This is a genomic window from Rhodanobacter sp. C01, from assembly GCF_002001045.1.
GTDB lineage: Bacteria > Pseudomonadota > Gammaproteobacteria > Xanthomonadales > Rhodanobacteraceae > Rhodanobacter.
This window is the reverse complement of sequence record NZ_MUNR01000011.1, coordinates 212,851-239,100: the sequence shown is the minus strand read 5'-3', so window position 1 is coordinate 239,100 and position 26,250 is coordinate 212,851. Positions and strand designations below refer to the sequence as shown.

Genomic DNA, 26,250 nt, shown 5'->3' with positions numbered 1-26,250 from the left:
CCCTGCTCTGAGATGGCCACATATGCGATTGGTGACGTGCAGGGCTGTTACCCGGAACTGCAACGCCTGCTCGACAAGCTGCGTTTTGACACCGCGCAGGACCAGCTGTGGTTCTGCGGTGACCTGGTCAATCGCGGAGGCCAGTCGCTGGAGACGCTGCGGCTGATCCACGGCCTGCGCGAGCACAGCATCATCACGCTCGGCAACCACGATCTCAGCCTGCTGGCAATCGCCCAGCGTCGCCCGGATGCGCAGGCACGGGTGAACCCCGAGCTGCGCGAGGTGCTGTTTGCCGACGATGCGCCGGTGCTGTTCGAGTGGTTGCGTTCGCAGAAACTGCTGCACCATGACGAACAGCTCAACTGGACCATGGTGCATGCCGGGCTGGCCCCGATGTGGACGCTGCGGCAAGCTCAGCGCGCAGCGCAGGATGTGGAACGCGAACTGTCCAGCCCGCGTCATCCGCGCCTGCTGCGCAACCTGTTTGGCAATCGCCCAGCCGTATGGTCAAGCCGACTGCAGGGACTTGATCGTCAGCGCGCCACCATCAACACGATGACCCGGATGCGCTATTGCGACGTCAACGGTCGCATCGATTTCGAGGCCAAGGATATTCCCGGCACGCAGAAGCCCGGACTGTATCCGTGGTACGAGGTACCCGGCATGCGTCGGCGCGACACCCGCATCGTCTGCGGCCACTGGTCGGCGCTTGGCCGCTTCGCCGGACTGGGCGTATACGCAATCGACACCGGCTGTGTCTGGGGTGGCCAGCTCACCGCGTTGCGGCTGGATGGCGAAGAACCACAGTGCATCGCGGTCAACGCCGAGCCGCATCGCAAGCGGCCACCGGGCGTCGCGGACTGAGTCACCTGCGCTCATGAAAAACCCCGCCACAGCGGGGTTTTTCGCAAGTATCACACCACCTCAGGCCAGCTGGCCGTGACAGTGCTTGTACTTCTTGCCCGAGCCGCAAGGGCACGGGTCGTTGCGGCCGATCTTGGGGCCATCCTGCTGAGTCGGCCGCGGCTCTCCGGCCTGTCCCTCCAGCGGATCGCCAGCACCGAAAGCGTCCACCGGCGCACCACCGCCGCTGGCCAGCATCTGTTTCTGCAGGCGCTCGGCCAGCCGCTGCTGCTCGGCCTCCATCGCGGCAACTTCCTCCTCGCTGCGAATGCGGATCCGTGCCAGCATCTGCACTACCTCGGCCTTGATCCGGTCGAGCATTTCGGAGAACAACCGGAACGATTCACGCTTGAACGCCTGCTTCGGATCCTGCTGCGCGTAACCGACCAGGTAGATGCCCTGGCGCAGGTAGTCCATGTTGGACAGGTGATCCTTCCACGCGTTGTCGACCACCGTCAGCATGATGTGCTTTTCCAGCTGGCGCATGGTGTCGGCGCCAATCTGCGCTTCCTTGGCCTGGAACAGTCCGCTGACCACGCCGCTTGAGTGATCGAGGATCATCGCGGCATCGACCTCGTGCTGCTGTTCGACCCAGTGCTTGATATCGAACGATTGGCCGAACCCGCCTTCCAGTTCGCGATCAAGCCCGGCCAGGTCCCACTGTTCATCGATGCTGTCGGCCGGCACGTGCGCGCGCACCATCGACTGCACCACATCCTCGCGGATGTCGGCGACAGTGGCCGACACATCGTCGCCCTCGAGCAGTTCGTCGCGCTGGCGGTAGATCACCTTGCGCTGATCGTTGGCGACGTCATCGAATTCCAGCAGGTGCTTGCGGATGTCGAAGTTGTGCTGCTCGACCTTGCGCTGCGCCTTCTCGATCTGCCGGCTGATCATGCGATCTTCCAGCGCGTCGTCGTCCTTCATGCCGAACCGCTTCATCCAGCGGACTAGGCCCTCGCCGCCGAAGATGCGCAGCAGGTTGTCTTCCAGCGACAGGTAGAAGCGCGAGGAACCCGGGTCACCCTGGCGGCCGGAACGGCCACGCAGCTGGTTGTCGATGCGTCGCGACTCGTGTCGCTCGGTGCCGATGATGTGCAGGCCACCGGCGGCGAGCACCTGCTCGTGCAGCTTCTTCCATTCGGCCTTGACGCGCTGGCGCTCCATCTCGCTGGCGTCTTCCGGCAACGCTGCCATCGCGGCGTCGAGACTTCCACCGAGCACGATATCGGTGCCGCGACCGGCCATGTTGGTGGCAATCGTCACCTGACCCGGCGCACCGGCCTGCGCCACGATATGCGCCTCGCGCTCATGCTGCTTGGCGTTGAGTACCTCGTGGGGCACTCCGGCCTTCTTCAGCATGCCTGACAGCAGCTCGGACACTTCGATCGAGGTGGTGCCGACCAGCACCGGCTGGCCGCGCTTGTGGCAATCCTTGATGTCCTCGATCACCGAGCGGTATTTCGGATCCTGCGAGAGGAAGATCATGTCCGAGTTGTCCTTGCGGATCATCGGCTTGTGGGTGGGAATCACCACCACTTCCAGGCCGTAGATGCTCTGGAACTCGAACGCCTCGGTGTCGGCCGTGCCGGTCATGCCAGCCAGCTTCTTGTACATGCGGAACAGATTCTGGAACGTCACCGTGGCCAGCGTCTGGTTCTCGCGCTGGATCGGCACACCTTCCTTCGCCTCTACGGCCTGATGCAGGCCATCAGACCAGCGCCGGCCCGGCAACGTGCGACCGGTGAATTCATCGACGATGATCACCTCGCCGTCGCGCACGATGTAATCCACGTCGCGCTGGTAGATGCCGTTGGCGCGCAAGGCGGCATTGAGGTGATGCACTACCGCCAGATTCTTCGAGTCGTACAGGCCGCTGTCCTGCTCGATCACGCCGACTTCGCGCAGCAACTCGTCGGCATGCTGCATACCCGATTCGGACAGATGCACCTGCTTCTGCTTCTCGTCGACCCAGTAGTCGCCAGCGCCATCTTCCTCGGTCTGCCGAACCATCTTCGGCACAATCTTGTTCACCGCGAGATACAGCTGCGGGGAATCCTCGGCCGGTCCGGAGATGATCAGTGGCGTCCGCGCCTCATCGATCAGGATCGAGTCGACTTCGTCGACGATCGCGTAGTGCAGGCCGCGCTGATAGCGCTGTTCCTTGCTCAACGCCATATTGTCGCGCAGATAGTCGAAACCGAACTCGTTGTTGGTGCCATAGGTGATGTCGGCCGCATACGCCGCATGCTTGTCGGCGTGATCCATGCCCGGATACACCACACCCACGTTCAAACCGAGAAAGTTGTACAGCTTGCCCATCTGCGCGGAGTCGCGCCGGGCCAGATAATCGTTGACAGTGACCACGTGCACGCCCTTGCCGGCGAGCGCATTGAGGTACACCGGCAGCGTGCCGACCAAGGTCTTGCCCTCGCCGGTGCGCATCTCGGCGATCTTGCCTGAATGCAGCACCATGCCGCCGATCATCTGCACATCGTAGTGGCGCATGCCCAGCGTGCGCTTGGCCGCCTCGCGTACTACCGCAAATGCCTCCGGCAACAGCTTGTCCAGTGACTCGCCGTCGGCGACCCGCTGCTTGAACTCGGCGGTCTTGCCACGCAGGGCATCATCGCCGAGCTTCTCGAACTCGGCTTCCAGCGCGTTGATACGGGTAACGGATCGGGAAAGCTGACGCAGTACGCGATCGTTGCGGCTACCGAACAGGCTCGTCAGGGCACGATTAAACATCGATCTTCCGGATAGGGAAACAGGATGCCCGCTGCAATCGCGGGCCAATCGGGCATCTTACTACAGGCTCACGCCCGCCCACGCAGGACCTACCACCAGACCTGCCGGGAATACGAGCCATAGCCGTAATGGCGCTGGCCCCGATCGGATTCAAGGCACCGTAACCGGGGCGGATTATCGGTGATTGCGTACAAACGCCAGCGGATTGACCACGCGGCCGTCGTACCAGACCTCGAAATGCACATGCGATCCGGTCGAGCGTCCAGTGGAACCTGCCTGGGCGATCACGTCGCCCACCTGTACGTGCTGGCCGGGATGCACATCCAGTGCACTGTTGTGCGCATAGCGTGTCATGTAGCCATTGCCATGGTCGATTTCGACCACGTTGCCGTAGCCGCTGCGTACCCCGGCAAAGGTCACCATGCCCTCGGCCACGGCATGTACCGAAGTACCAAGCGGGGTGGCGATGTCGATGCCGGTATGCCGTGCCGAGCGACCATCGAACGGGTCCGCACGCACGCCGAAATAGGATGAAATGTAGCCCGGCACCGGCATCCCCGTCGGTTTCAGGTTCGACTCGATGCGCGCATCCAGCAGCAGGCTCTGCAGTGCCGACAACTGCGCCTGCTGGGTATCGAGCTGACTGGACAATTGGTTGATGCTGCTGTCGAGCGCGGGCGGCAGAGCATAGGCACTGCCACTGACATCCTCGACACCACCGATCGCCGGCGACTGGTCGAAATTGAATTCGCCATCATCCAGTTTGCCGACCTGGACCAGACGCTCGCCAAGCGCGTTCAACCGGGTCGACTGCGCCTGCAGCTGGCCCAGCTTGACCGCCAGCGCATCGAGCCCGCGTTGGGCATCCTCGCGCACCCCGCCCAACTGGGTGTTCTGCTGCCTGATCTGTTGCTGGAGATCGTGGATTTCCGTCAAGGCACGATCACGCGGACTGGCCACCGTCAGTGCCAGTACCACGCCAAGTCCGACAAAACCGAGTATCCCCACAGCCAATGCCGAAAACAGCTTCCAGCGCAGCCGCCGGTCAGCCAGATCAAGGGTTTTCGGCAATTTTCTGGCTCGTGATACGAGTATGATTTGCATGTCTTTCCAACATCGAATTCCGGCACCATGCAGCGCGCCGCTCCAGCCATTTCCCGCCGTACCAGCAACGGACCGAAGTCCCTCGCCGACTGCGGCTCCTTCGCGACACTGGCCCGAAAGGCCGGTGCGCTGGAAGCGCTGGACCGCGCACTGCGCCAGACGTTGCCATCGCCGTTGCGCGAGCAGGTGAGATTCGCCGACCTGCGCCACGACCGCCTCGTCTTTCTGGCGTCTTCACCGGCTTGGGCATCGCGTTTGCGTTTGATGCAAACACAGATCCTTGCCACCGCACGCGCCATCGGCACCTGCGCCAGTTCAGTCACCGTGAAAGTGGCCCCCCAACCACCGGCCACCATCGAGCCGGATCGGTCGAAACCGCTTTCGCCAGCGGCAGCCAGCCATCTTCGGGCCGCTGCCGCATCACTCACAGACCCCGAATTGCGAGTGCTGTTCCTGGAATTGGCGTCCCTCGCCGAAACCGCTGGTTCCCCCTGCCCGGACACGCACTGAATCGCACCGCCCGTTTTCCGGTCGTGGGTTTATAACATGCGGTTTGTTAAGGAATAGCCCCGAATGTCATGAGCGTGTGAAGCGCAAGGCAACAGGAATGTGATGCGCATCACAAAAAAAGCCCTGTCTCGTGACAGGGCTTTTTTGATGCTGTGTATATGGTGTGGCGGAAGAAGCCGCCGGGGGGTTCAGATCGCCTGGGCCGGATGAGCGTAGGAGATCGGCGACGTAGCCGGATCGTCCTGATAGCTGACCTCTTCCCACGCCGCGGCATCAGCCATCAGCGTGCGCAACAACTTGTTGTTCAGCTCATGGCCCGACTTGTGCGCGTGATAAGCACCAATCAGGCTGTGACCGAGCAGGTACAGGTCGCCGATCGCATCGAGAATCTTGTGCTTGACGAACTCGTCCTCGTAACGGAGTCCGTCTTCGTTCAGTACGCGGTAGTCATCCAGCACCACGGCGTTGTCCATTGAGCCGCCCAGCGCCAGATTCTGCTCGCGCATCGTCTCGATGTCGCGCATGAAGCCGAACGTGCGTGCGCGGCTCACTTCCTTGACGAAGGAGGTGGTGGAGAAATCGATCTCGGCGCTCGAGGTGCGCTTGCTGATGATCGGGTGATTGAAGTCGATCGAGAAACCGACCTTGAAGCCCTCGAATGGCTCGAAGCTGGCCCATTTGTCGCCATCCTGCACCTTCACCGGCTTCTTGATGCGGATGAAGCGCTTGGCGACGTTCTGCTCTTCAATACCGGCCGATTGCAGCAGGAACACGAACGGACCTGCGCTGCCGTCCATGATCGGCACTTCCGGTGCGGACAGGTCGACGTAGGCATTGTCGATGCCCAGACCGGCCATCGCGGAAAGCAGATGCTCGACCGTGGAAACACGTGCCTCGCCATTTACCAGCGTGGTCGACAAACGCGTGTCGCCAACATTGTCCTGACGTGCACGAATATCCACCGGCGGACTGAGATCCGTACGACGGAACACGATACCGGTATTGGGTGCAGCGGGACGCAGCGTCATGTACACCTTGTCACCGGTGTGCAAACCAACGCCGGTGGCCCGGATGATGTTTTTGAGCGTACGCTGCTTGATCATTTTTGTTGGTACCCGTGGAGGCAGCAGCCAATCAGGGGCGGATGCTAACACAGTTTTAACCTGTGGCAATAGCAAACCGCACCGTACAGTCTGGTTAAGCCTTCATGCTTCTTTCATATATTGAGCCAACGTCGACTTCCGGGACTGCTCCTGCCCCATCCAGTGGATAGACACGGCGCCCCTTGCCGGGGACGGGAGTCCGGCAAGGAGCGTCGAACCAGCCGACACGGGCAAGCCCGAGCAACGGGTCATGCGTCATCCGGGACGCATAGTCTTGCTGTCATCAACAACGAGCATCGATCCGAAGGCAGTCAACCCTCACCGCTCACCCATGACCAGAACAACCAGCCAGGGTGCCACCTGACCCATCTAGACCAGGCACGTTGGAGAACTGACACGCATAACGGACATTCGTTCAATTTTTTTGCATCGGCTTAACTTGAACGATTCAACCTCGATCGATCTGGTCTCAATCAGCCTGACGCCGCAAGAATGCCGGGATATCCAGGTAATCGAAACCCGGATCACTGCCCTTGCCCTGCGCCGCCGCTTCCGTACGGCCCGTATTGCTGATGGTCGTGGCCTCCGGATTCACATAGTCGACCACTTCGTTGCCGGTACCGGTACGCAACACCACCGGGCGTGGACGCATCTGCATCTGCTGCGTCTCGACCATGCGGATCGGCGACTGACGCGAGGCGACGGCACGGTTGAGGCCCGTAGCCACCACGGTCACACGCACGTCGTCCTTCATTTCCGGATCGAGCGAAGTACCGATCACCACGGTGGCATCCTCGCTGGCGAAGTCATGGATGATACGGCCAATCTCGTCGAATTCGCGCATGGTCAGGTTCGGACCTGCAGTGACATTGACCAGGATGCCGCAGGCACCGTTGAGATTGACGTCTTCCAGCAGCGGGTTCTTGATCGCCGCCTCGGCCGCAGCCTGGGCACGGTCGTCGCCGCGGGCGGTGCCCGAGCCCATCATCGCCAGACCCATTTCCGACATCACGGTGCGCACGTCGGCAAAGTCGACGTTGATCAGGCCGGGAGCGGTGATCAGATCGGCGATGCCCTGCACGGCGCCTTGCAGCACGTCGTTGGCGGCCTTGAACGCATTCAGCAGGGTGACATCGCGACCAAGCACGCTGAGCAGCTTCTCGTTCGGCACGGTGATCAGCGAGTCGACGTGCTGCGACAGGTCCTCGATGCCCTTCATGGCGACCTGCATGCGCCGGCGGCCCTCGAACGGGAACGGCTTGGTGACCACCGCCACGGTCAGGATGCCCTTCTCCTTGGCCAGCTGCGCCACCACCGGTGCCGCGCCGGTGCCGGTACCGCCGCCCATGCCGGCGGTGATGAACACCATGTCGGCACCTTCGAGCATCGCTTCGATGCGTTCACGATCTTCCAGTGCGGCCTGACGCCCCACTTCCGGATTGGCGCCGGCACCAAGGCCCTTGGTGACATTGCCACCGAGCTGCAGGTGGGTACGCGAGCCGCAGCTGGTCATCGCCTGGGCATCGGTGTTGGCGACGACGAACTCGACGCCTTCGATATTGGAATTGAGCATGTGTGCCACGGCATTGCCGCCGCCACCGCCCACGCCGATCACCTTGATGACTGCATTGGGTGCGAGTTTATCAATCAGTTCAAACATTTCCCGTCCTCCGTAGAGTTGTTGTCGTTGTAACCAGGGAGCGCGACTCCTGTCGGTCCATGGTGGTGGGCCTGGTCCTTCGGCCCGTGGCGACGCCTCCTGCGTCGCCTGAAAAATCAGTAGCCCGTGCTCAGAAGTTCCTGGTGATCCAGCCTCGCAACTTGTCGACGAGACCACCGACGCTGCCGCCAGACGGCCCGCTGGCGCGCATGCCACCGGCCCGTGCGCCATGCAGCAGCAAACCCACGCCAGTGGCATGCAACGGACTGGAGACGACTTCGCCGAGGCCCTCGATCTGCTGCGGCACGCCGATGCGCACCATCTTGTGGAAGATCTCCTCGGCCAACTCCAGCGCGCCTTCCATCTTCGAGGCGCCACCGGTCAGCACCACGCCGGCGGCGACCAGGCTCTCGTAGCCGGAGCGGCGCAGCTGGTCCTGCACCATCTCGAAGATTTCCTCGTAACGCGCCTGCACGCTCTGCGCGAGCGATTGCCGTGCCAGCCGGCGCGGCGGACGATCACCAACGCTGGGCACCTGGATGGTTTCCTCGGCATGCGCCAGTCCGGTCTGCGCGCAGGCGTACTTGATCTTGATTTCCTCGGCATGCGCGGTCGGCGTGTGCACGCCATAGGCGATGTCGCTGGTGACCTGGTCACCACCCACCGGCAACGAGGCGGTGTAGCGGATCGAACCCTGGGTGTAGATCGCGATATCGGTAGTGCCTGCGCCGATATCGACCAGGCACACGCCAAGCTCGCGCTCGTCGTCGGTCAGCACGGCCTTGGCACTGGCCAGCGCCGAGGGCACCAGCTCGTCCACCGACAGACCGCAGCGCTGGATGCACTTGGTGATGTTCTGCACCGCCGCAGCCGCTCCGGTGACCAGATGCACATTTGCCTCCAGCCGCACGCCGCTCATGCCTACCGGGAAGCGAATGCCGTCCTGGCCGTCGATGCGGTATTCCTGCGACTCCTTGTAGAGCACCTTGCGGTCGGCCGGGATCGCCACTGCACTGGCCGCCTCCAGCACCTGCTCCAGGTCGCCGGCGGTTACCTCGCGGTCGCGGATCGCCGCGTTGCCATGCGAGTTGCGGGTTTCCAAGTGGCTGCCGGAGATCGAGGCGTACACCGAGCGGATGTCGCAGCCGGCCATCAGCTCGGCCTCTTCCACGGCGCGCTGGATCGAGTGCACGGTCGATTCGATGTCGACCACCGAGCCGCGCTTCATGCCGCGCGATACGTGGGTGCCGATGCCGATCACGGTGATCGGCTCGCCCGGCTCGTATTCGCCGACGATCGCCACCACCTTCGAGGTGCCGATATCGAGCCCCACTACCAATTGCTTGTCGTTGCGGGTCTTCATGTGCGGGGCGAACCTCCAGCGTTGGCGGCGGCCGCTTGTGGCCAGCGCACGGCAAATCCATTGGTGTAGCGAAGATCGGCATAGGCGAAGCCATCGGCATGGCCTGCCACCAGCTGCGGATAGACATCCAGGAAGCGGCGCAGGCGATGGCCAGCCTGCTCGCGATCACCAATCACGATCTGCGCGCCGCTGGCCGTGGTGACGCTCCAGCTGCCACGCTCGGTCAGCGCGACGCCCGTGATCTGCAGATGAGTGCCGGCGAAAGCCTTCTGCGTGTCCGCATAGAAACTCACTACCTCGGCCAGTCGTGCATCCGGCCCGCGCAGGCTCGGCAGGCTGCCGGTGTCATCCGTTGCCGGCGCGTCGAATACCAGGCCCTGGCGGCTGATCAGTTGCTTGTCGTTCCAGCGTGCAAACGGCTGGCGCTCGTAGATGCGCAGCAGCAAGGTGTCCGGCCAGCGCTTGCGCGCCTCGGCCGATTCCACCCACGGCAACGCCGCTACCGCCTTCTGCACGGCATCGAGATCCAGTGCGAAGAAGCCCTTGCCCAGGCGCGGCAGCACGGCCGCACGTACCTCGTCCGGACTGACATGCTTGAACTCGGCCTGCACCGTCAGCTGGGTCACCGGCCACCGGCCAGCGGCAAACCAACCGCGCAGCACGCCCACGATCGGCAGCGCGACCAGCGCGATGGCCAGGCACCAGGCAACAAGACGGACGGCTCCCTTCACGCGCCCTCCCGGAAACTGGTTTCCAGCACGCGCCAGCAAAGTTCCTGATAGTCGATGCCAGCCACCGCGGCAGCCTTCGGCACCAGCGAGTGCGAGGTCATGCCCGGCGCGGTATTCACTTCCAGCAGCCAGTTGCGGCCATTGCGATCGCGCATCACGTCGACCCGACCCCAGCCGGCGCAGCCAAGCGCATCGAACGCGGCCAGCGACAACGCGCGCAGCTCTTCCTCGGCCACGCCTTCCAGGCCCGGGCAGATGTACTGGGTGTCCTCGGCCACGTACTTGGCGTTGTAGTCGTAGAACGCAGCCTTCGGCACGATGTGGATGCTGGGCAATACCTCGCGGCCCAGAATGGCTACAGTGAGTTCGTCACCCTCGATCAGGGTTTCCATCAGCAGGTCGCCCGGGTACTTCGCCGCCAGTGCAACCGCTGCATCCAGGTCCTTTTCGGCGAACACGCGCGTCACGCCGACGCTCGAACCTTCGCAGGCCGGCTTCACGATCAACGGGAAACCAACCCGTTGCGCCGCCGCATGCACATCCGAACCACGCGGCAATGCCACGAAGGTCGGCGTCGAAAGACCCAGCGACTGCCACACGCGCTTGGAACGCGTCTTGTCCATCGAGAGCGCCGAACCCAGCACGCCCGAACCGGTGTAGGGCACGTTGAGCGATTCCAGTGCACCCTGCAGCACGCCATCCTCGCCACCGCCATGCTGGCCGTGCAGGATGTTGAACACGCGGGCGAAGTGACCGGCGCGCAATGCATCCAGCAACGCCGGGATGCCGTCGATCGCGTGGGCATCGATGCCGCGCGCGCGCAGTGCCGCCAGCACGTTGCGGCCAGAGTCGAGTGACACCTCGCGTTCCGCCGAGCTGCCACCCATCACCACGGCGACGCGGCCGAACTGGGCGGGGTCATTGATCTTGTTCACGATGGTACTCACTTGCCTGTCCTCAGATGGCCGGCCTGTGCCAGCTCCACTGCTGCCGTGCCGATATCGCCGGCACCCAGCAGCAACAGCAGATCGCCGTCGCGCAGCAGCGCCGGCAGCGCTTCCTTCAAATCTCGCGGATGCTCGACCAGTACCGGGTCGACCTTGCCGCGTGCACGCACCGCACGCGCCAGCGCGCGGCCGTCGGCACCGGCGATCGGTGCCTCGCCAGCGGGATAGACGTCGGTCAGCACCAGCACATCGGCCTCCGCCAGCACGTTGGCGAAGTCGTCGAGCAGGTCACGCGTGCGGCTGTAGCGATGCGGCTGGAAGCCGACCACCAGGCGCCGATCCGGCCAGCCACCACGGGCAGCGTCGAACACCGCCGCGAGTTCGCGCGGGTGATGGCCGTAGTCGTCGACCAGCAGCGCACTGCCCTGATCGAGCGCAATCTCGCCGCGCCGATGGAAACGGCGGCCGACGCCCTGGAAATGTTCGAGCGCATGCGCCAATGCCTCGGCCTCGACACCGAGCTGCCAGCCAATCGTGGCAGCAGCCAGAGCATTCAAAACGTTGTGCCGGCCCGGCAGATTCAGCTTCACCGGCAACGCGTCATTGCGGTTCGGCAGCAGCAGGTCGAAATGCATCTCGAAGCCATGCTGGGTGAGATTCACTGCGCGCACGTCGGCATCCGCCGTGTCGATGCCATACGTCATCACGCGACGCGTGGTGGATTTCGCCAGCTCGGCGACTTCCGGGTCGTCCACGCACAGCACTGCCAGCCCATAGAACGGCAGCCGGTGCAGGAAGTCGGCGAAAGCCTTTTTCACCTCGGCGAAATCGCCGTGATAGTTCTCCAGGTGGTCGGCATCGATGTTGGTGACTGCAGCGATCACCGGCGACAGCAGCAGGAACGAACCGTCGGATTCATCAGCTTCCGCCACCAGGTACTGACCGGTGCCCAGTCGCGCATTCGCGCCGGCCGCATTCAGCTGACCACCGATCACGAAGGTCGGGTCGTAACCAGCCTCGGCCAGCACGCTGGCGGTGAGGCTGGTGGTGGTGGTCTTGCCATGCGTGCCGGCGATCGCCACGCCGCGGCGGAAGCGCATCAGCTCGCCGAGCATCTCCGCGCGCGGGATTACCGGGATGCGCGCGGTACGAGCGGCGACCAGCTCCGGGTTGTCCTGCTTGATCGCACTGGAAGTCACAACCACGTCGGCATCGCCAATGTGTTCAGCGGCATGTCCGACATGCACGTCGATACCCAACTGCTGCAGACGCTGTGCCGTTGATGAATTCGCACGATCCGAGCCGGACACCGCATAGCCGAGGTTGTGCAGTACCTCGGCGATGCCGCTCATGCCGACGCCACCGATACCGATGAAGTGCACGCGACGGAACGTGCTCATCAGATCCTCGTGCGCATGCAGGCGACGCGGCGTCATGCGGCCACCTCCAGGCAGGCAGCGGCAATCACGTCAGCCGCGTCGGGCTTGGCCAGCGTGCGTGCCGCTTCGGCCATGGCCAGCAGCTGCGTGCGGTTGCCCAGCAGCGATTCCAGCTGCTGAGCCAAATTCTGTACGTCCAGATCTCGCTCCTGAATCACAACGGCGGCGCCTGCGGCCACCAATACTTCTGCATTGCGCGTCTGGTGGTCGTCCACCGCATGCGGGAACGGCACCAGCACGGCGCCAAGTCCAGCCGCGGTCAGCTCGGCCAGGGTCAACGCGCCAGCGCGGCAGATCACCAGATCAGCCCAGCCATAACTGGCGGCCATGTCATCGATGAATGGCACCACCTGTGCCTCGACACCATTTTTCGCGTATGCCTCGCGCGCCTCGTCGAGGCCGCGCGTACCGGACTGGTGTAGCACCTCGGGGCGCTGCTCCGGCGTGAGCTGGGCCAGTGCCTGTGGCAAGGCCAGATTCAGGGCACGCGCACCGAGGCTGCCGCCGAGCACCAGCAAACGCGGCCTGTCATTGCGCGACGCCATGCGCTGTGCCGGCGCGGGCAAGACTGCAATCGCAGCGCGCACCGGATTGCCAACCCACTCGGCCTGCGGCAACGCATCGGTAAAACCAGCCAGCACGCGCTTCGCCAATCCGGCCAGCTTGCGGTTGGTGAAGCCGGCCACGCGATTCTGTTCGTGCACCAGCAACGGACGGCGCAGCAGCCATGCGGCGAGGCCACCGGGACCAGCCACATAGCCACCCATCGACAACACGCTGCGCGGCTTCACCTGGCGCAGCACAGCCAGCGATGCAATCAGCGCGCGCAGCAGCATCAACGGTGCCAGCAATCGGGTCTTCAGGCCCTTGCCGCGCAGACCACCGACCGCCACCGTGTGCAGCTCGATGCGATGCGCGGGCACCACTTTCGTTTCCATGCCACCGGCCGCGCCCAGCCAGACCACGGGCACGCCTTGCGCGCGCAGGCAGTCGGCCACCGCCAGCCCGGGGAAGATGTGGCCGCCGGTACCACCGGCCATGATCAGCACAGGTGCCTGTGTCGTCATGCAGGCACCGCCTCGCGCGGTGGCGCCGCGACATTCGCATCGACCGCGGCCACGGCCGCCGGCATGCGCGTGGTCATCTGCCGCGCATCCAGCGCACGGTTGACCTCGAACGTCGCACGCAGCAGCACGCCGGCCATCGCGCAGGTCAGCACCATCGACGAGCCGCCGTAGCTGATCAGCGGCAGGGTCAGTCCCTTGGTCGGCAGCGCACCGAGATTCACGCCGACCGAGACGATCGCCTGCATCGCCAGCATCAGCGACGTACCGAAGGCGACATAGCCTGCAAAGCGCTGGCCGATCTCGACACCCTTCAGGCCCAGATACAGGCCGCGGCCCACTGCCAGTGCGAACAACCCCATCACCAGCAGCACGCCGGCCAGGCCAAGTTCCTCGCCGATCACCGCGAAGATGAAGTCGGTATGCGCCTCAGGCAGGTAGGACAGTTTCAGCACGCTGGAACCCAGTCCCACGCCGTCCCACTCGCCACGCCCGATCGCCATCAGCGATTGGGTCAGCTGGAAGCCGTCGTTGAACGGATCCTTCCACGGATCCATGAACGAGGTCAGCCGCTTCATGCGGTAGCTCTCGCCGGTCGCCGCGATGTACAGCAGCGGCATCAACGGCAGGCCCATGATGAACAGGAAGATCGGCCGCGCGCCACCGAGCCAGACCATCGCAATGGTCACTGCAATCACCAGCGTGGCCGAGCCGAAGTCCGGCTGCGCCAGCAGCAACAGCACGACGACACCCGCCACCGCGATCGGCTTGATCAGGCCAAGGAACCGCGTTTCCACATTCTCGCGATGGCGCACCAGGTAGCTGGCGATGTACACCACGAGGATCAGCTTTACCGCCTCGACCGGCTGGAAGCTGGTCACCAGCAGGTTCAGCCAGCGCCGGGCGCCATTGATGCGCATGCCCAGGTGCGGCACGAACACCGCCAGCAGCAGCACGAACGCGAGCGCCAGCAACGGGAACGCGTATTTTTCCAGCAGCTTCAACTCGGTGCGCATCGCCATGCCTGCCGCGAACATGCCCAGACCAAGGAAGAGCAGATGCTTCTTGAGAAAATAGAACGCGCCCAGATGCTGGCTGTCGGCCACCGCGATCGAGCTAGACGTCACCATCACCACACCGATGCTGGCCAGCCCGACCAACGCAACCAGCAGCCATAGATCGAAGCTGCCGCGCGGACCCTGCCGGCGTTTTGCCTGGGTGGTGTCGAAGCCGAACATCAGCGCACCTTCAACGTGGCAAGACCGACCAGCACCAGCACCACGCTGATGATCCAGAAGCGCACGATCACCCGCGGCTCCGGCCAGCCTTTCAATTCGAAGTGGTGATGGATCGGCGCCATCCGGAACACGCGCTTGCCGGTGAGCTTGAAGCTGGCGACCTGGATCATCACCGAGGCGGTTTCCATCACGAACACGCCGCCCATCACCAGCAGCACGATTTCCTGGCGCACGATCACCGCAACGCAGCCGAGCGCGGCACCCATCGCCAGCGCACCGACATCACCCATGAACACCTGTGCCGGATAGGTGTTGAACCACAGGAAGCCCAGCCCCGCGCCGGCCAACGCGCCACAGAAGATCGAAAGCTCGCCAGCGCCCGGGATCGAGGGAATACCGAGATACTCCGAAAACAGCTTGTTGCCGGCGAGGTACGCGAACACACCCAGCGCACCGGAGACCAGCACGGTCGGCATGATCGCCAGCCCATCCAGACCGTCGGTTAGGTTCACCGCGTTGGAGAAACCGACAATCATGAAATAGGTCACCACCACGAACAGCAACCCCAGCGGCAGCACCACGTGCTTGAACAGCGGCACGTACAGCGCGGTCTCCGCCACCGGCAGGCCAGCGACCGCCGCCGGCGCGCTGTAGTACAGGAACAGCGCCGCGCCCAGGCCGAACACCGATTGCCAGAAATATTTCCAGCGACTGGCCAGCCCACGGCTGTCCTTCAGCACCAGCTTGCGGTAGTCGTCGTAGAAGCCGATCGCGCCATACGCCAGCATCACCGCCAGCACTACCCATACATAGCGGTTGCGCAAATCGGCCCACAGCAGCGTGGCCACACTGACCGAGAGCAGGATCATCACGCCGCCCATGGTCGGCGTGCCGGCCTTGACCAGATGCGTCTGCGGACCATCGCTGCGCACCACCTGGCCGGCCTTCAGTGCAGCCAGCCGATTGATCAGCCATGGCCCGCACAGCAGCGACATCGCCAGCGCCGTGAGCGCAGCCATGATCGTACGGAAGGTGATGTACTGGAACAGATGCAGCGCAGTGAAATGCCGCGCCATCCAGTCCGCCAGTTCAAGCAGCATCGGCTGCACCTCCCTTGTTCTTGTCGGCGTGACCTGGATGGCCGCCAAGCGCCGCCACGACCTGCTCCATGGCCGCCGAACGCGAGCCCTTCACCAGGCAGGTGACACCACCGCGCAGTTGCGCTTTCAGTGCGGCGATCAACGCCGGCTTGTCCGTGAAATGTTCGCCATGCGCACCAAACGCCTCGACCGTGGCCGCACCCAGCGGGCCGACCGCAAACAGGCGGTCGACGCCACGCTCGCGGGCACGGGCACCGATGCCTGCATGCAGCGCCCGCGCATCCGGGCCCAGCTCGGCCATGTCGCCCAGTACCAACCAGCGTTCGTCGCCCGCCAGCAGCAAGGTATCGATCGCCGCCGCCATCGAACTCGGGTTCGCGTTGTAGCTGTCATCGATCAACGTCCAGCCGCCTGCAGTCACTTCGCGGCGCAACCGGCCGGCCACGCCGGCCGCGGCCTCCAGTCCGGCGACGATGGTGTCCAGCGGCACCTCCAGGGCCAGACCGACCGCCGCTGCCGCCAGTGCGTTGGCAATGTTGTGACGACCCGGCAAGGGCAGCGCCACTTCGGCATCGCCGCCTGGCGTGCTGAGCACGAAGCGTGAACCGTCGACACGCTGCTCGATGATGTCCGCACCGACATCCGCCGAATGATCGAGGCCGAAGCGCAGCCGCTTGCGCGCACCGGCGAGGCCACCGAAGAAACTGGCAAAGCCGTCGTCGGCGTTGATGATCGCGATACCGTCAGCCGGCAGCGCCTGATACAACGCCCCCTTGGTCTCGGCCACGCCCTCGATGCTGCCCATCCGCTCAAGATGCGCCGGCGCAATGAGCGTGACGAGGCCGATATCGGGCCGCGCGATGGCAGCCAGATACTCAATGTCACCCGGTTTGCCTGCGCCCATCTCGAAGACTGCGTATTCGGCGTCCTGCGGCATCGCCAGCAGGCTCAGCGGCAGGCCTAGCTCGTTGTTGTAATTGCCAGCACTGACATGCGTGCGGCCATGCCGCGACAGGATCGATGCGACCAGCGTCTTCACGGTGGTCTTGCCGTTGGAGCCGGTGATGCCGACCACGCGAGTGTCACGCTGTGCACGCACCGCACTGGCCAGATCGCCCAGCGCCAACCCGGTGTCATCCACCAGCACCTGCGGCAATTCGCTGTCGACCTTGCGGGTCACCAGCGCAGCCACTGCGCCATGTGCAGCAGCTTCGGCCAGATAGTCATGGCCATCCACCCGTTCGCCCCTGATGGCCACGAACAAATCGCCAGGCTTCAGCTTGCGGGTGTCGATCCCGACACCGGTGACTTCGACATCACTGCCGTACAACTGCCCGTGAGTCCACACGGCAATGGCGCTCAGCGGCATCATGCGCGCGGCTCCCGGCCGATCCGTTCCAGCGCTGCATGCGCTACTGCCAGATCGTCAAACGGACGCTTGCCGGCCGCGCCTTCCTGATAAGTCTCATGTCCCTTGCCGGCGATCAGCACGACATCGCCTGGCTGCGCGATCTGCAGCGCCTGGCCAATCGCGGTGGCGCGATCGCGCTCGACCGTCATCGCAGGCGATGCCGTCATGCCGGCGACGATCTGCGCCACGATGGCATCACCATCCTCGCCACGCGGGTTGTCGTCGGTGACGATCGCGACGTCCGCCAGCGTTGCGGCGATGGCACCCATCAGCGGGCGCTTGCCGGCATCGCGCTCGCCACCGCAACCGAACACGCAGATCAGCTTGCCCGTGCAATGCGCCCGCACGGCAGTCAACGCCTGCTCCAGCGCGTCCGGCGTATGCGCGTAATCGACCACCACCAGCGGCCGACCCTGCCGTCCGCCGAGCCGGCTCATGCGGCCGCTGACCGGCTGCAGTTGCTCGACCGCGGTCACGATGCGTTCGAATGGCTCACCCAGCGCACCGAGGCAAGCCACCACGACAAGCAGGTTCGCCACGTTGAAGCGACCCAGCAGATGGCTGTTCAGCACTTGCGAACCCCACGGCGTGCGCAGGCGCAACGACAGCCCTTCCGCCGACGTGACGATGGCGCTGGCGGCAATTTCGGCCTCGGCACCACCGGCCGTGCTGAAGCGCAGCGGCTTCACGCCGGACGGCAGCTGCGCTGCCAGTTCACGCCCGAACGCATCGTCGATATTGATCACCGCAGCCTGCAGCCCCGGCCATGCGAACAGCTTCGCCTTGGCCGCGCCATACGCTTCCATGCTGCCGTGATAGTCCAGATGGTCGCGGGTGAGATTGGTGAAGGCTGCCACCTCGAAATCCACCGCCGCCACGCGGCCCTGCTGCAACGCGTGCGACGACACTTCCATCGCCACATGGCTGGCACCGGCCTCGCGGAATTCCGCCAGCAATTCCTGGACCGTCACGGCGTCGGGCGTGGTGCGCTCGCCTTCGCGCAGCTGGCCGTGCAGGCCGGCGCCAAGCGTGCCGATGGTCGCTGCGCGATGACCGAGCAAACTCAGCGCCTGCGCGAGAAGCTGCACGCAGGAAGTCTTGCCATTGGTGCCGGTGATGCCGACCACACGCATGGCCTCGGCGGGGCGATCGTAGAAACGCGCGGCGATTTCGCCGACCTGGGCATGCAGGTCATCGATCCACAGCAAAGGCACGTCGAGCGGCGGCGCCTCGACGACCGGCGCTTCGGCCAGCACCACCTGAGCGCCGCGTAGTACTGCGCCAGCAGCAAACTCGATGCCATGACCCTGCGTACCACGCAGTGCGAAAAAAGCGTCGCCGCGGCGCACGCGGCGCGAGTCGAGCGTCAACCCGGACAACACGATGTGGCCAACGCCCGGCATAGCAGCTATCTGCGCATCGGCAATCCCCAGCAGCAGTTGATCGAGGTGGCCAGTACTCATGGCGTCGCATCCTCGCCCGGCGCATCCTCGATGTTCGGTGCGGTCGGCGGCTTGCTGCCGGTCAGACCGTCCGGGGACTGCAGGGGGCCGCCGACGTACCAGCGACCGATGTTGTCGGGCGGGATGTCGAGCAGGCGCAGCGCACCAGCCATGACCTTGGCGAACACCGGCCCTGACACCAGGCCGCCGTAGTAACTGCCCTTGCGAGGATTGTCGACCACCACCGCCGCGACCAGCTGCGGATTGGTCGCCGGCACCATACCGGCGAACGCGGCGCCGTAGTTGTCCTTCGAATAACCGCCCACGCTCGCCTTGTGCGCAGTGCCGGTCTTGCCGGCCACCGTGTAATTGGCGATCCACGCATACGGCGCCGCGGTGCCGCCCGGCTGGGTGGTGGTCTCCAGCATGCCGACCAGTTCGTGCGCGATCTGCGGATCGATGATCACCTTGGCATCGTTGTCGCCGCCCTTGATGAAGGTCGGCGAATGCATGACACCGCCATCGGCAATCGTCGCGTAGGCGTTGGCCAGCTGCAGCACGGTCACGTTGAGACCGTAGCCGTAGCCCAGGATCGCCTTTTCCAGCGGCCGCCACTTGACCCCGACCTGCATATAGCCGGAGGCCTCACCGGGAAAACCGCTGTTGGTGCTGTTGCCGAACCCGAACGCGCGGTAGGTGTCGTACATCAGATTCGTGTCGAGCGTCATGGCGATGTGCGCGGCGCCGACGTTGCTCGACTTGGTGATCACACCGGTCGGCGACAGCAATCCGTAGTTGTGCGTGTCGTGGATGTCGTGACCCTGGAAAAACCAGTGGCCGCCGGTGGTATCGATCAGCGGGCCAGTCGGCGTGTACTTGCCGCTGGAAAGCGCCGCCGCCATCAGGATCGGCTTGATCGTCGAGCCCGGCTCGAGCACGTCGGTCATCGAGCGGTTGCGCCGCTGGCTGGGCTGGCTGCCGGTGACCGCGTTCGGGTTGTAGGTCGGCAGATTGACCATCGCCAGCACTTCGCCGGTTTTCACGTCGAGGATGACCATCGAACCGGAATCGGCTTGCGACTTCTCCAGCGTGCTCTTCAATTCGTTGTAGGCAAGGAACTGGATGCGTCGGTCTATGCTGAGCGTGAGATTCTGCCCCGGCTTCGGCGCACGCACCTGCTCGACGTCCTCCACCACATGCCCCATGCGATCGCGGATCACGCGCTTGGCACCCGGCTTGCCGGCCAGCCAGTCGTCGTAGGCCAGTTCCAGGCCTTCCTGGCCGTGATCGTCGATATTGGTGAAGCCGAGCACGTGCGCGGTCACCTCACCGGAAGGGTAATAGCGCTTGAACTCGCGCTGGCCGTTGATGCCGGGAACATTCAGGTCCAGCACGGACTGCGCCGCTGCCGGCGACATCTGCCGGCGCAGATAGACGAACTCGCGATCCGTGCGTTGCTCGAGATACTGCTTGATGGTGTCCGGATCAGCACCCAGCGCCTTGGCCAGCGCCGGAATGCGCTCGGCGTTGTCCAGCACCTCGGCCGGATTCGCCCAGATCGACATCACCGGCGTCGATACCGCCAGCGGCTCGCCGTTTCGGTCGAAGATGGTGCCGCGCGACACCTTGATCTCCATCTCGCGCAGGAAACGCGCATCACCCTGGCGCTGGTAAAACTGCTTGCGCACCACTTGCAGGTCGAACGCACGCGCGATCAGACCGAGCGAAGCCAGGCCCAGCAGACCCACCACCACCACCATGCGCTTGCGCGCACTGGGACCGGCATGGTGACGGCGACCTTGCCGCGAGGGCGTGCTGTGATCGCGCCAGCCCATCAGTGCAGCAACCTGATGTCTTGCGGGCGCGGATCGACCATGCCCAGCCGCTGGCGCGCCTCATCGTCGATACGTCGCGGCTCGGCATAGGTGGCCTGCTCCAGTTCGAGTTGGCCGTACTCGATATTCAATTCGTCGCGCTGGTTTTGCAGCGCGGTCAGGTTGACGAACAGCACCCGGCTCTCGTGGCGCGTCCACACCACGCCGAGCGCACTGGCCAGCACGGCCGCCAGCAGGATCAGCATGAACAGGCCGCCGATCACCTTCATGCGAGCCCTCCCTGCGACTGTCCCTGGTCGGCCAACTTTTCCGCCACGCGCAGCACGGCCGAACGCGAGCGCGGATTCACCGCGATCTCCGCATCCGACGGGAACTGCGCCTTGCCGACCGCCACCAGGCGCGCCGGCACCGCTAGCACCGGCGGCCCGCGCCGGCTGTTCTGAACGCGGCCGGAGTGATCGCGGATGAACAGCTTCACCGCGCGGTCTTCCAGCGAATGAAAACTGATCACCGACAAGCGGCCGCCGGGCTTGAGCCGTTCCAGCGCGGCATTCAAACCTTGCTGCAGCGCATCCAGCTCGCCATTCACGCGGATGCGCAGTGCCTGGAAGCTGCGCGTGGCCGGGTGCTTGCCCGGTTCGCGGCGACCCGCCACGCGCTCGATCAGCGCAGCCAGCTGGCCAGTACGGGTGAACGGCGTGGTGGTGCGATCCTCGACGATCGCACGGGCGATGCGCCGGCTGTGGCGCTCCTCGCCATAGGTCCACAACACATCGGCGATTTCGCGCTCGTCGGCGTGCGCCAGGAAATCCGCAGCGCTCTCGCCCTGCGTGGTGTCCATGCGCATGTCCAGCGGCGCATCCGCCATGAAGCTGAAGCCACGCGCGACTTCGTCGAGCTGCGGCGAGGACACGCCGAGATCGAGCAGCACGCCGTCGAGGCCGGCCGCCGTTTCGTCCCACTCGCCCAGCGTGGAAAAATTGGCATGGCGGATCGACACCCGCGGGTCGTCGGCGAATTCGGCCTGCGCGGCGGCAATCGCAGTCGGGTCGCGATCCATCAGCAGCAGCCTGCCGTCGGGGCCGAGGCGCGACAGTACGGCGCGGGCGTGGCCACCGCGTCCGAACGTACCATCGAGATAACGCCCGTCAGACTGCACGGACAGACCCTCCACTGCTTCACCCAGCATCACCGGGATATGCCGCAACTGCTCGGCCATGCTGCACTCCCGCTCCCGTCCCACCGTCAAGGCATCCGCGCCTTACAGGCGCAGATCCGCCATGTCGTCACTGATTTCGTCTTCGCCGATGGTCTGGCGGATCTTGGCCAGATGAGCCTGTTCGCTCCACAGCTCGAACTTGTTGCCCATGCCCAGCAGCACCGCTTTTTTCTCGATGCCCGTGGTCGCACGCTGACTGGCCGGCAGCAGGATGCGCGCCACGCCATCGGGCTCGACCACCGCTGCGGCACCGACGATCTTCATCTGCAAGTCACGATGAACCTTCTTGACCTTGGGCAATGCATTGATCTGATCACGCACCTGCTCCCACTCGGCATGCGGGAACAGCCAGAGGCAGCCCTGCTCGAACGGGTTGTAGGTGATCACCAGACGATTGCCGCACTCGCCCGACACCAACTCGCGATAGGCGGTCGGAATGGCCAGGCGGCCCTTGTCGTCGACGGTGATGGCGGTTTCGCCCTGGAACACGGTCAGATAACTCCACTAAAACCCACGATTTCACACCGGAACCCACGATAATCTCGCCCCATGAGACTGTCAAGGGAAATCGCTTGTGAATCAAAGAGAAAGGCGAAGTTGTGACTGTAATTCCAGCGCTTTCTCATAAACCTCTTCAAGGTGTTTGAAAGCAGGGGATTTTTTATTTCAGCACTTGCGCCAGAAAAGCATCTGACCCGAGGTTTCAGCGGGTTTCGGGCAAGCCGGGGATGAATCTGTGTTCATCCCGCGCATTCCACACATCGCCCCGACGCGGATGTCACCGCGCGGGGGATGTTCGGAATAGGTGGAGTCGGCCTGTAAGCCGGGTTCTGTACGTCTTGCGACGCGACAGTCATTCCTCTCGGCCAGACGTCGCCGTCTGGCTCCAGCAACCTACCCGGGAACAACGCGGGCCGCGTTATCGTTCCCCTATTTGGTCTTGCTCCGAGTGGGGTTTACCGTGCCGTACGACGTTAGCCTCGTACGCGGTGCGCTCTTACCGCACCCTTTCACCCTTACCACGCGCATCCGGAGATGCCGTTCGGCGGTCTGCTCTCTGTTGCACTGGCCGTCAGCTCACGCTGCCCAGGAGTTACCTGGCACTCTGCCCTATGGAGCCCGGACTTTCCTCGATGCACTTGCGTGCGACGCGACTGCCCGGCCGACTCCACTGACGATTGTACCCTACGCAGGCCTCAGCCCTCGTAGAGCAGCTTGCGCGGCGCGCCAGTGATCGCTGCGGCCATCTTGGCCGCCTTGGCCGGCGGCAGTTCCTCGCGCAGGATCGCGAAGATGCGCTGACCTTCGGCAAGCTTGGCATCGGCCTCCTCGCCGCGACCCGCGACCAGGATCACGCATTCGCCGCGCTGCTGGTCCGGATCGGCTGCGACCCGTGCGGCCAGTTCCGCCAGCGGCTCGCCAAGCACTGTCTCGAACATCTTGGTCAGTTCGCGCGCCAGCACGGCTTCACGCTCGGCACCAAAGACATCGCGCATATCGGCCAGACTTTCGGCCACGCGATGCGACGACTCATAGAAGATGACCGTGCGCGCGTCGCCGGCCAGTTCCTGCAAACGGCTGCGCCGTGCCGCCGCCTTCGGCGGCAGGAAACCCTCGAACACAAAGCGGTCGCTGGGCAGCCCCGCCACCGATAGTGCGGCAATTGCCGCACAGGCACCTGGCACGGGAATGCAGCGAACACCGACGACACGCGCGGCACGCACAAGGCGAAAACCCGGGTCACTGATCAGCGGCGTGCCGGCGTCAGAAATCAGCGCGACCGAATCGCCGCCCTGCAGTCGCCTCACAATCGTCTCTACCGCCTCACGCTCGTTGTGCTCGTGCAGGGCGATCAAGGGCGTGTCGATATTGTGATGAACCAGCAAGGGTCGGCTGTGTCGGGTGTCCTCCGCAGCGACCACCGTGACTGCGCGCAAAGTCTCGATGGCGCGCGCAGACAGGTCATCACGATGACCGATCGGTGTGGCAACCACCCACAGACAGCCTGGCTGAACTGATGACATTTCGGGAACTCCTGCACCACGAGGCGACAATCCAATCCGCTATGATCGCGCATTGACGACCATGACGAACAAGGGATCTCCCATGCGCCTCATGCGCACCGCCACGACTGGATTGCTGTTTGCCCTTGTGCTGGCCGCCTGCGTGCCGATGAACGTCCAGCGCTCGCCGGCGGAAATCGCAGCTGCCCAGAATGCCGCCAACCTGATGCAGCAAGGTCAGTTCGACCAAGCCGCGCAGGCTTACCTGACGCTGGCCACGCAATCCTCCAGCCAAGCCGACAGCTATCGCCTGCAGGCTGCCGAAGCGTGGCGTCAGGAAGGCCAGATCGAACGCGCCGGGCCCACCCTGGACAGCATCAAGCGCCAGCGACTGAGTGGCGACGAGCCATTGCAGTTCGACCTGCTGCGCGCCGAGCTGGCGCTCAACCAGCACGATGCGCAAACCGCACTGCAACTCACCACACAACCGAATGTCACGGTGCCGGCCGGCATGCAACTGCGCTTCCTCGAACTGCGCGCCCGCGCCATGCAGGCCAGCGGCGACAACTGGGGCGCGGCACGTACCCGCGTGCAGATGGATGACCAGCTGAATGGCTTCGATCACACCCAGAACCGTCGGCAGATCCTCGACCTGCTCGGCAAGGTGAACGTCGATTCGCTCAAGCAGCGCGCCGCCGCGATGAAACCCGGCGACCGCATGCTGCCGTGGGTCAACGAGGCGCTGAGTCGGCAAGGCGTCGCTGTGGCGAGTCCACAACCGGAACTGCAGCAACCCGTCGGCACCCTGCTGCCCGGTGCCAACGCGAACGTGCGCGAAGGCTACAAGGCGCCTGCCCAACTGGCCCTGTTGCTGCCCAGCGACGGCAATTACGCGGCCGCAAGCACACCGATCCGTGAAGGCTTCTTCGCCGCCTACCTCGATGCAGGACGCAATCATGCACCACGTCCGGTAGTACGCGTGTATGACAGTCAAGGCACTGCCGATGGCGCCGTCAAGGCCTACCAGCAGGCAGTCAGCGACGGCGCCAACCTGGTGGTTGGCCCGCTGACCCGTGGTGAAGTCTCCGCCATCTTCGGCCAGACGCAGCTGCCGGTGCCGCTGCTGGCACTCAATCATCCCGACGACCGCCAGCTGCCCGCCAGTGGCACCAGTGAATTCGGCCTGTTGCCGGAGACCGAAGGCGCCCAGACCGCCGACCACATGATCGAACGCGGCCTGCATCATGCCTACGTACTCGTCTCCAACGACGATTTCGCGCAGCGCGCCGCCACGGCGTTCAAGGCCGAGCTGGCAGCCCGCGGCGGCCAGCTCGACGGCATGGTGACCCTGACCAGCTTCACCAATGCAGTCAGCGGGCTCAACATTCCCCATGGCAATCCCGCCCCCGCTGCCGGCGCCACCGCACCAACACCAGCGGACACGGATACAGGCAACGACACCGGCATCTTCATCAGCATGCGGCCGAACCAGGCACGCATGCTGATACCGCAACTGCAGATCGCGAACATCCACCTGCCGGTATTCGCCACTTCGCATGTCTACGCCGGCAGCGACGACGCCACCGCGAATCGTGATCTCGACGGCGTGGAGTTCTGCGACGCACCGTGGCTGTTTGACGCTCAACCGGGCTTGCCGAACCACGACGACATCGCCGCCCAGTTGCCCTCAGCCAACGGAGGCGCCGCGCGTCTGTTCGCGTTCGGCATGGACGCGTGGAACCTGGTGCCATATCTCGACTGGCTGCGCACTCACCCGGGCAGTTACATGCCCGGCGCCAGCGGCCAACTCACCGCCGACCAGTTCGGCCGCATCCGCCGCGTACTGATCTGGGCGAAATTCCAGGATGGCCTGGCACGACCACTGAGCGGCAGCCTGCAAACGGATGATGTGCCATCCAGCGCACCACCCGCCAACACCGCACCCGAACCAGCCAGCTCTGCGCCGGCAAGCGCTTCGTCGAGCGGCGTCATCCCCAGCTGATGCGCGCCGCCGGCGACGCCTTCGAGCAACGCGCCTGCGTCGAACTCGAACGCGCCGGACTGACCCTGCTGGCACGCAACTACAACACCCGCCACGGCGAACTGGATCTGGTGATGCGTGATGGCGACACCGTCGTGTTCGTCGAAGTACGCTATCGCCGCAGCGCCAGTCACGGCGACGCCATCGCATCGATCACCGCCAGCAAGCAGGCCAGACTGATCCTCGCTGCGCAGCACTGGCTCGCTGCCCATCCGCAACACGCGCGACGCCCCTGCCGCTTCGATGTGATGAGTTATGACGGGCCACCTGATGCGGCGCATGGCGAGTGGTTGCGAAGCGCATTCGACGCGGGTTGATGCAAACTTCCAACGAAGTATCGCTTGTATCAAGGCAACCGCAATCGTCCTGATCGGCCCAACGTTGAAGCG

Annotated in this window: 22 protein-coding genes and 1 other RNA gene; 4 read left to right on the top strand and 19 right to left on the bottom strand. The window is 64.3% G+C overall.

Annotation, left to right across the window (positions count from 1 at the left end; genetic code table 11):
- Window positions 1-12: 12 nt before the first annotated feature.
- Complete coding sequence (locus B0E50_RS10270) at window positions 13-864, top strand: symmetrical bis(5'-nucleosyl)-tetraphosphatase (RefSeq protein ID WP_077441103.1); 852 nt, start codon at window positions 13-15, stop codon at window positions 862-864.
- Between the two features lie 60 nt (window positions 865-924).
- On the opposite strand, the gene secA is transcribed toward B0E50_RS10270, so the two are convergent.
- Window positions 925-3,651 carry a preprotein translocase subunit SecA gene (gene secA, locus B0E50_RS10265; protein WP_077441102.1) on the bottom strand — a complete coding sequence of 909 codons (2,727 nt, stop codon included), beginning with the start codon at window positions 3,649-3,651 and terminating at the stop codon, window positions 925-927.
- A gap of 174 nt (window positions 3,652-3,825) precedes the next feature.
- Complete coding sequence (locus tag B0E50_RS10260) at window positions 3,826-4,755, bottom strand: M23 family metallopeptidase (protein WP_077441101.1); 930 nt, start codon at window positions 4,753-4,755, stop codon at window positions 3,826-3,828.
- Window positions 4,756-4,782: 27 nt separating this feature from the next.
- On the opposite strand from B0E50_RS10260, the gene B0E50_RS10255 reads away from it, so the two are divergent.
- Entirely contained in the window at window positions 4,783-5,265 is a 483-nt protein-coding gene (locus B0E50_RS10255) for a DciA family protein (RefSeq protein WP_077441100.1), read from the top strand.
- Between the two features lie 188 nt (window positions 5,266-5,453).
- On the opposite strand, the gene lpxC is transcribed toward B0E50_RS10255, so the two are convergent.
- The 17 genes from lpxC to rsmI form a co-directional block, all read right to left on the bottom strand.
- Window positions 5,454-6,368 (bottom strand): UDP-3-O-acyl-N-acetylglucosamine deacetylase, encoded by a 915-nt coding sequence (gene lpxC, locus B0E50_RS10250; protein WP_077441099.1) that lies wholly within the window; start codon window positions 6,366-6,368, stop codon window positions 5,454-5,456.
- Between the two features lie 469 nt (window positions 6,369-6,837).
- Window positions 6,838-8,028 carry a cell division protein FtsZ gene (gene ftsZ / locus B0E50_RS10245; protein ID WP_077441098.1) on the bottom strand — a complete coding sequence of 397 codons (1,191 nt, stop codon included), beginning with the start codon at window positions 8,026-8,028 and terminating at the stop codon, window positions 6,838-6,840.
- A gap of 130 nt (window positions 8,029-8,158) precedes the next feature.
- On the bottom strand, window positions 8,159-9,391 hold the full coding sequence (gene ftsA, locus B0E50_RS10240) for a cell division protein FtsA (protein WP_077441097.1): 1,233 nt from the start codon (window positions 9,389-9,391) through the stop codon (window positions 8,159-8,161).
- Window positions 9,388-10,122: a cell division protein FtsQ/DivIB gene (locus B0E50_RS10235; protein ID WP_077441096.1), complete on the bottom strand. Its 735-nt coding sequence runs from the start codon at window positions 10,120-10,122 to the stop codon at window positions 9,388-9,390. Before B0E50_RS10235 ends, ftsA begins: the two co-directional genes overlap by 4 nt.
- Entirely contained in the window at window positions 10,119-11,060 is a 942-nt protein-coding gene (locus B0E50_RS10230; protein WP_139350846.1) for a D-alanine--D-alanine ligase, read from the bottom strand. Before B0E50_RS10230 ends, B0E50_RS10235 begins: the two co-directional genes overlap by 4 nt.
- Window positions 11,061-11,065: 5 nt before the next feature.
- Window positions 11,066-12,505 (bottom strand): UDP-N-acetylmuramate--L-alanine ligase, encoded by a 1,440-nt coding sequence (gene murC, locus B0E50_RS10225; protein ID WP_077441095.1) that lies wholly within the window; start codon window positions 12,503-12,505, stop codon window positions 11,066-11,068.
- Window positions 12,502-13,575 carry an undecaprenyldiphospho-muramoylpentapeptide beta-N-acetylglucosaminyltransferase gene (murG, locus tag B0E50_RS10220; RefSeq protein ID WP_077441094.1) on the bottom strand — a complete coding sequence of 358 codons (1,074 nt, stop codon included), beginning with the start codon at window positions 13,573-13,575 and terminating at the stop codon, window positions 12,502-12,504. Before murG ends, murC begins: the two co-directional genes overlap by 4 nt.
- Window positions 13,572-14,810, bottom strand: coding sequence for a putative lipid II flippase FtsW (gene ftsW, locus B0E50_RS10215; RefSeq protein ID WP_077441093.1), 1,239 nt, complete (start codon window positions 14,808-14,810; stop codon window positions 13,572-13,574). Before ftsW ends, murG begins: the two co-directional genes overlap by 4 nt.
- Window positions 14,810-15,910 (bottom strand): phospho-N-acetylmuramoyl-pentapeptide-transferase, encoded by a 1,101-nt coding sequence (gene mraY / locus B0E50_RS10210; RefSeq protein ID WP_077441353.1) that lies wholly within the window; start codon window positions 15,908-15,910, stop codon window positions 14,810-14,812. Before mraY ends, ftsW begins: the two co-directional genes overlap by 1 nt.
- A complete protein-coding gene (gene murF / locus B0E50_RS10205; protein ID WP_077441092.1) occupies window positions 15,900-17,282 on the bottom strand; it encodes a UDP-N-acetylmuramoyl-tripeptide--D-alanyl-D-alanine ligase in 1,383 nt (460 codons plus the stop codon). The genes mraY and murF overlap by 11 nt, the downstream gene beginning before the upstream one ends.
- Entirely contained in the window at window positions 17,279-18,784 is a 1,506-nt protein-coding gene (locus tag B0E50_RS10200) for a UDP-N-acetylmuramoyl-L-alanyl-D-glutamate--2,6-diaminopimelate ligase (protein ID WP_077441091.1), read from the bottom strand. The genes murF and B0E50_RS10200 overlap by 4 nt, the downstream gene beginning before the upstream one ends.
- The gene (locus tag B0E50_RS10195; RefSeq protein WP_077441090.1) at window positions 18,781-20,598 is read right to left on the bottom strand and encodes a penicillin-binding protein 2; all 1,818 of its coding nucleotides are present in this window, start codon (window positions 20,596-20,598) and stop codon (window positions 18,781-18,783) included. The genes B0E50_RS10200 and B0E50_RS10195 overlap by 4 nt, the downstream gene beginning before the upstream one ends.
- Entirely contained in the window at window positions 20,598-20,858 is a 261-nt protein-coding gene (gene ftsL / locus B0E50_RS10190) for a cell division protein FtsL (RefSeq protein ID WP_168170861.1), read from the bottom strand. Before ftsL ends, B0E50_RS10195 begins: the two co-directional genes overlap by 1 nt.
- Before the next feature lie 5 nt (window positions 20,859-20,863).
- The gene (gene rsmH, locus B0E50_RS10185) at window positions 20,864-21,817 is read right to left on the bottom strand and encodes a 16S rRNA (cytosine(1402)-N(4))-methyltransferase RsmH (RefSeq protein WP_077441088.1); all 954 of its coding nucleotides are present in this window, start codon (window positions 21,815-21,817) and stop codon (window positions 20,864-20,866) included.
- Window positions 21,818-21,859: 42 nt separating this feature from the next.
- On the bottom strand, window positions 21,860-22,306 hold the full coding sequence (mraZ, locus tag B0E50_RS10180; protein WP_077441087.1) for a division/cell wall cluster transcriptional repressor MraZ: 447 nt from the start codon (window positions 22,304-22,306) through the stop codon (window positions 21,860-21,862).
- Between the two features lie 314 nt (window positions 22,307-22,620).
- Window positions 22,621-22,987, bottom strand: an RNA gene (gene rnpB, locus B0E50_RS10175) — RNase P RNA component class A.
- Between the two features lie 26 nt (window positions 22,988-23,013).
- Entirely contained in the window at window positions 23,014-23,841 is an 828-nt protein-coding gene (rsmI, locus tag B0E50_RS10170; protein WP_077441086.1) for a 16S rRNA (cytidine(1402)-2'-O)-methyltransferase, read from the bottom strand.
- Window positions 23,842-23,923: 82 nt separating this feature from the next.
- Between rsmI and B0E50_RS10165 the strand changes: the two genes are divergently transcribed.
- Together B0E50_RS10165 and B0E50_RS10160 are read left to right on the top strand one after the other, a co-directional pair.
- On the top strand, window positions 23,924-25,822 hold the full coding sequence (locus B0E50_RS10165) for a penicillin-binding protein activator (protein ID WP_077441085.1): 1,899 nt from the start codon (window positions 23,924-23,926) through the stop codon (window positions 25,820-25,822).
- A complete protein-coding gene (locus tag B0E50_RS10160) occupies window positions 25,822-26,178 on the top strand; it encodes a YraN family protein (protein WP_077441084.1) in 357 nt (118 codons plus the stop codon). Before B0E50_RS10165 ends, B0E50_RS10160 begins: the two co-directional genes overlap by 1 nt.
- The last annotated feature ends 72 nt before the right edge of the window (window positions 26,179-26,250 follow it).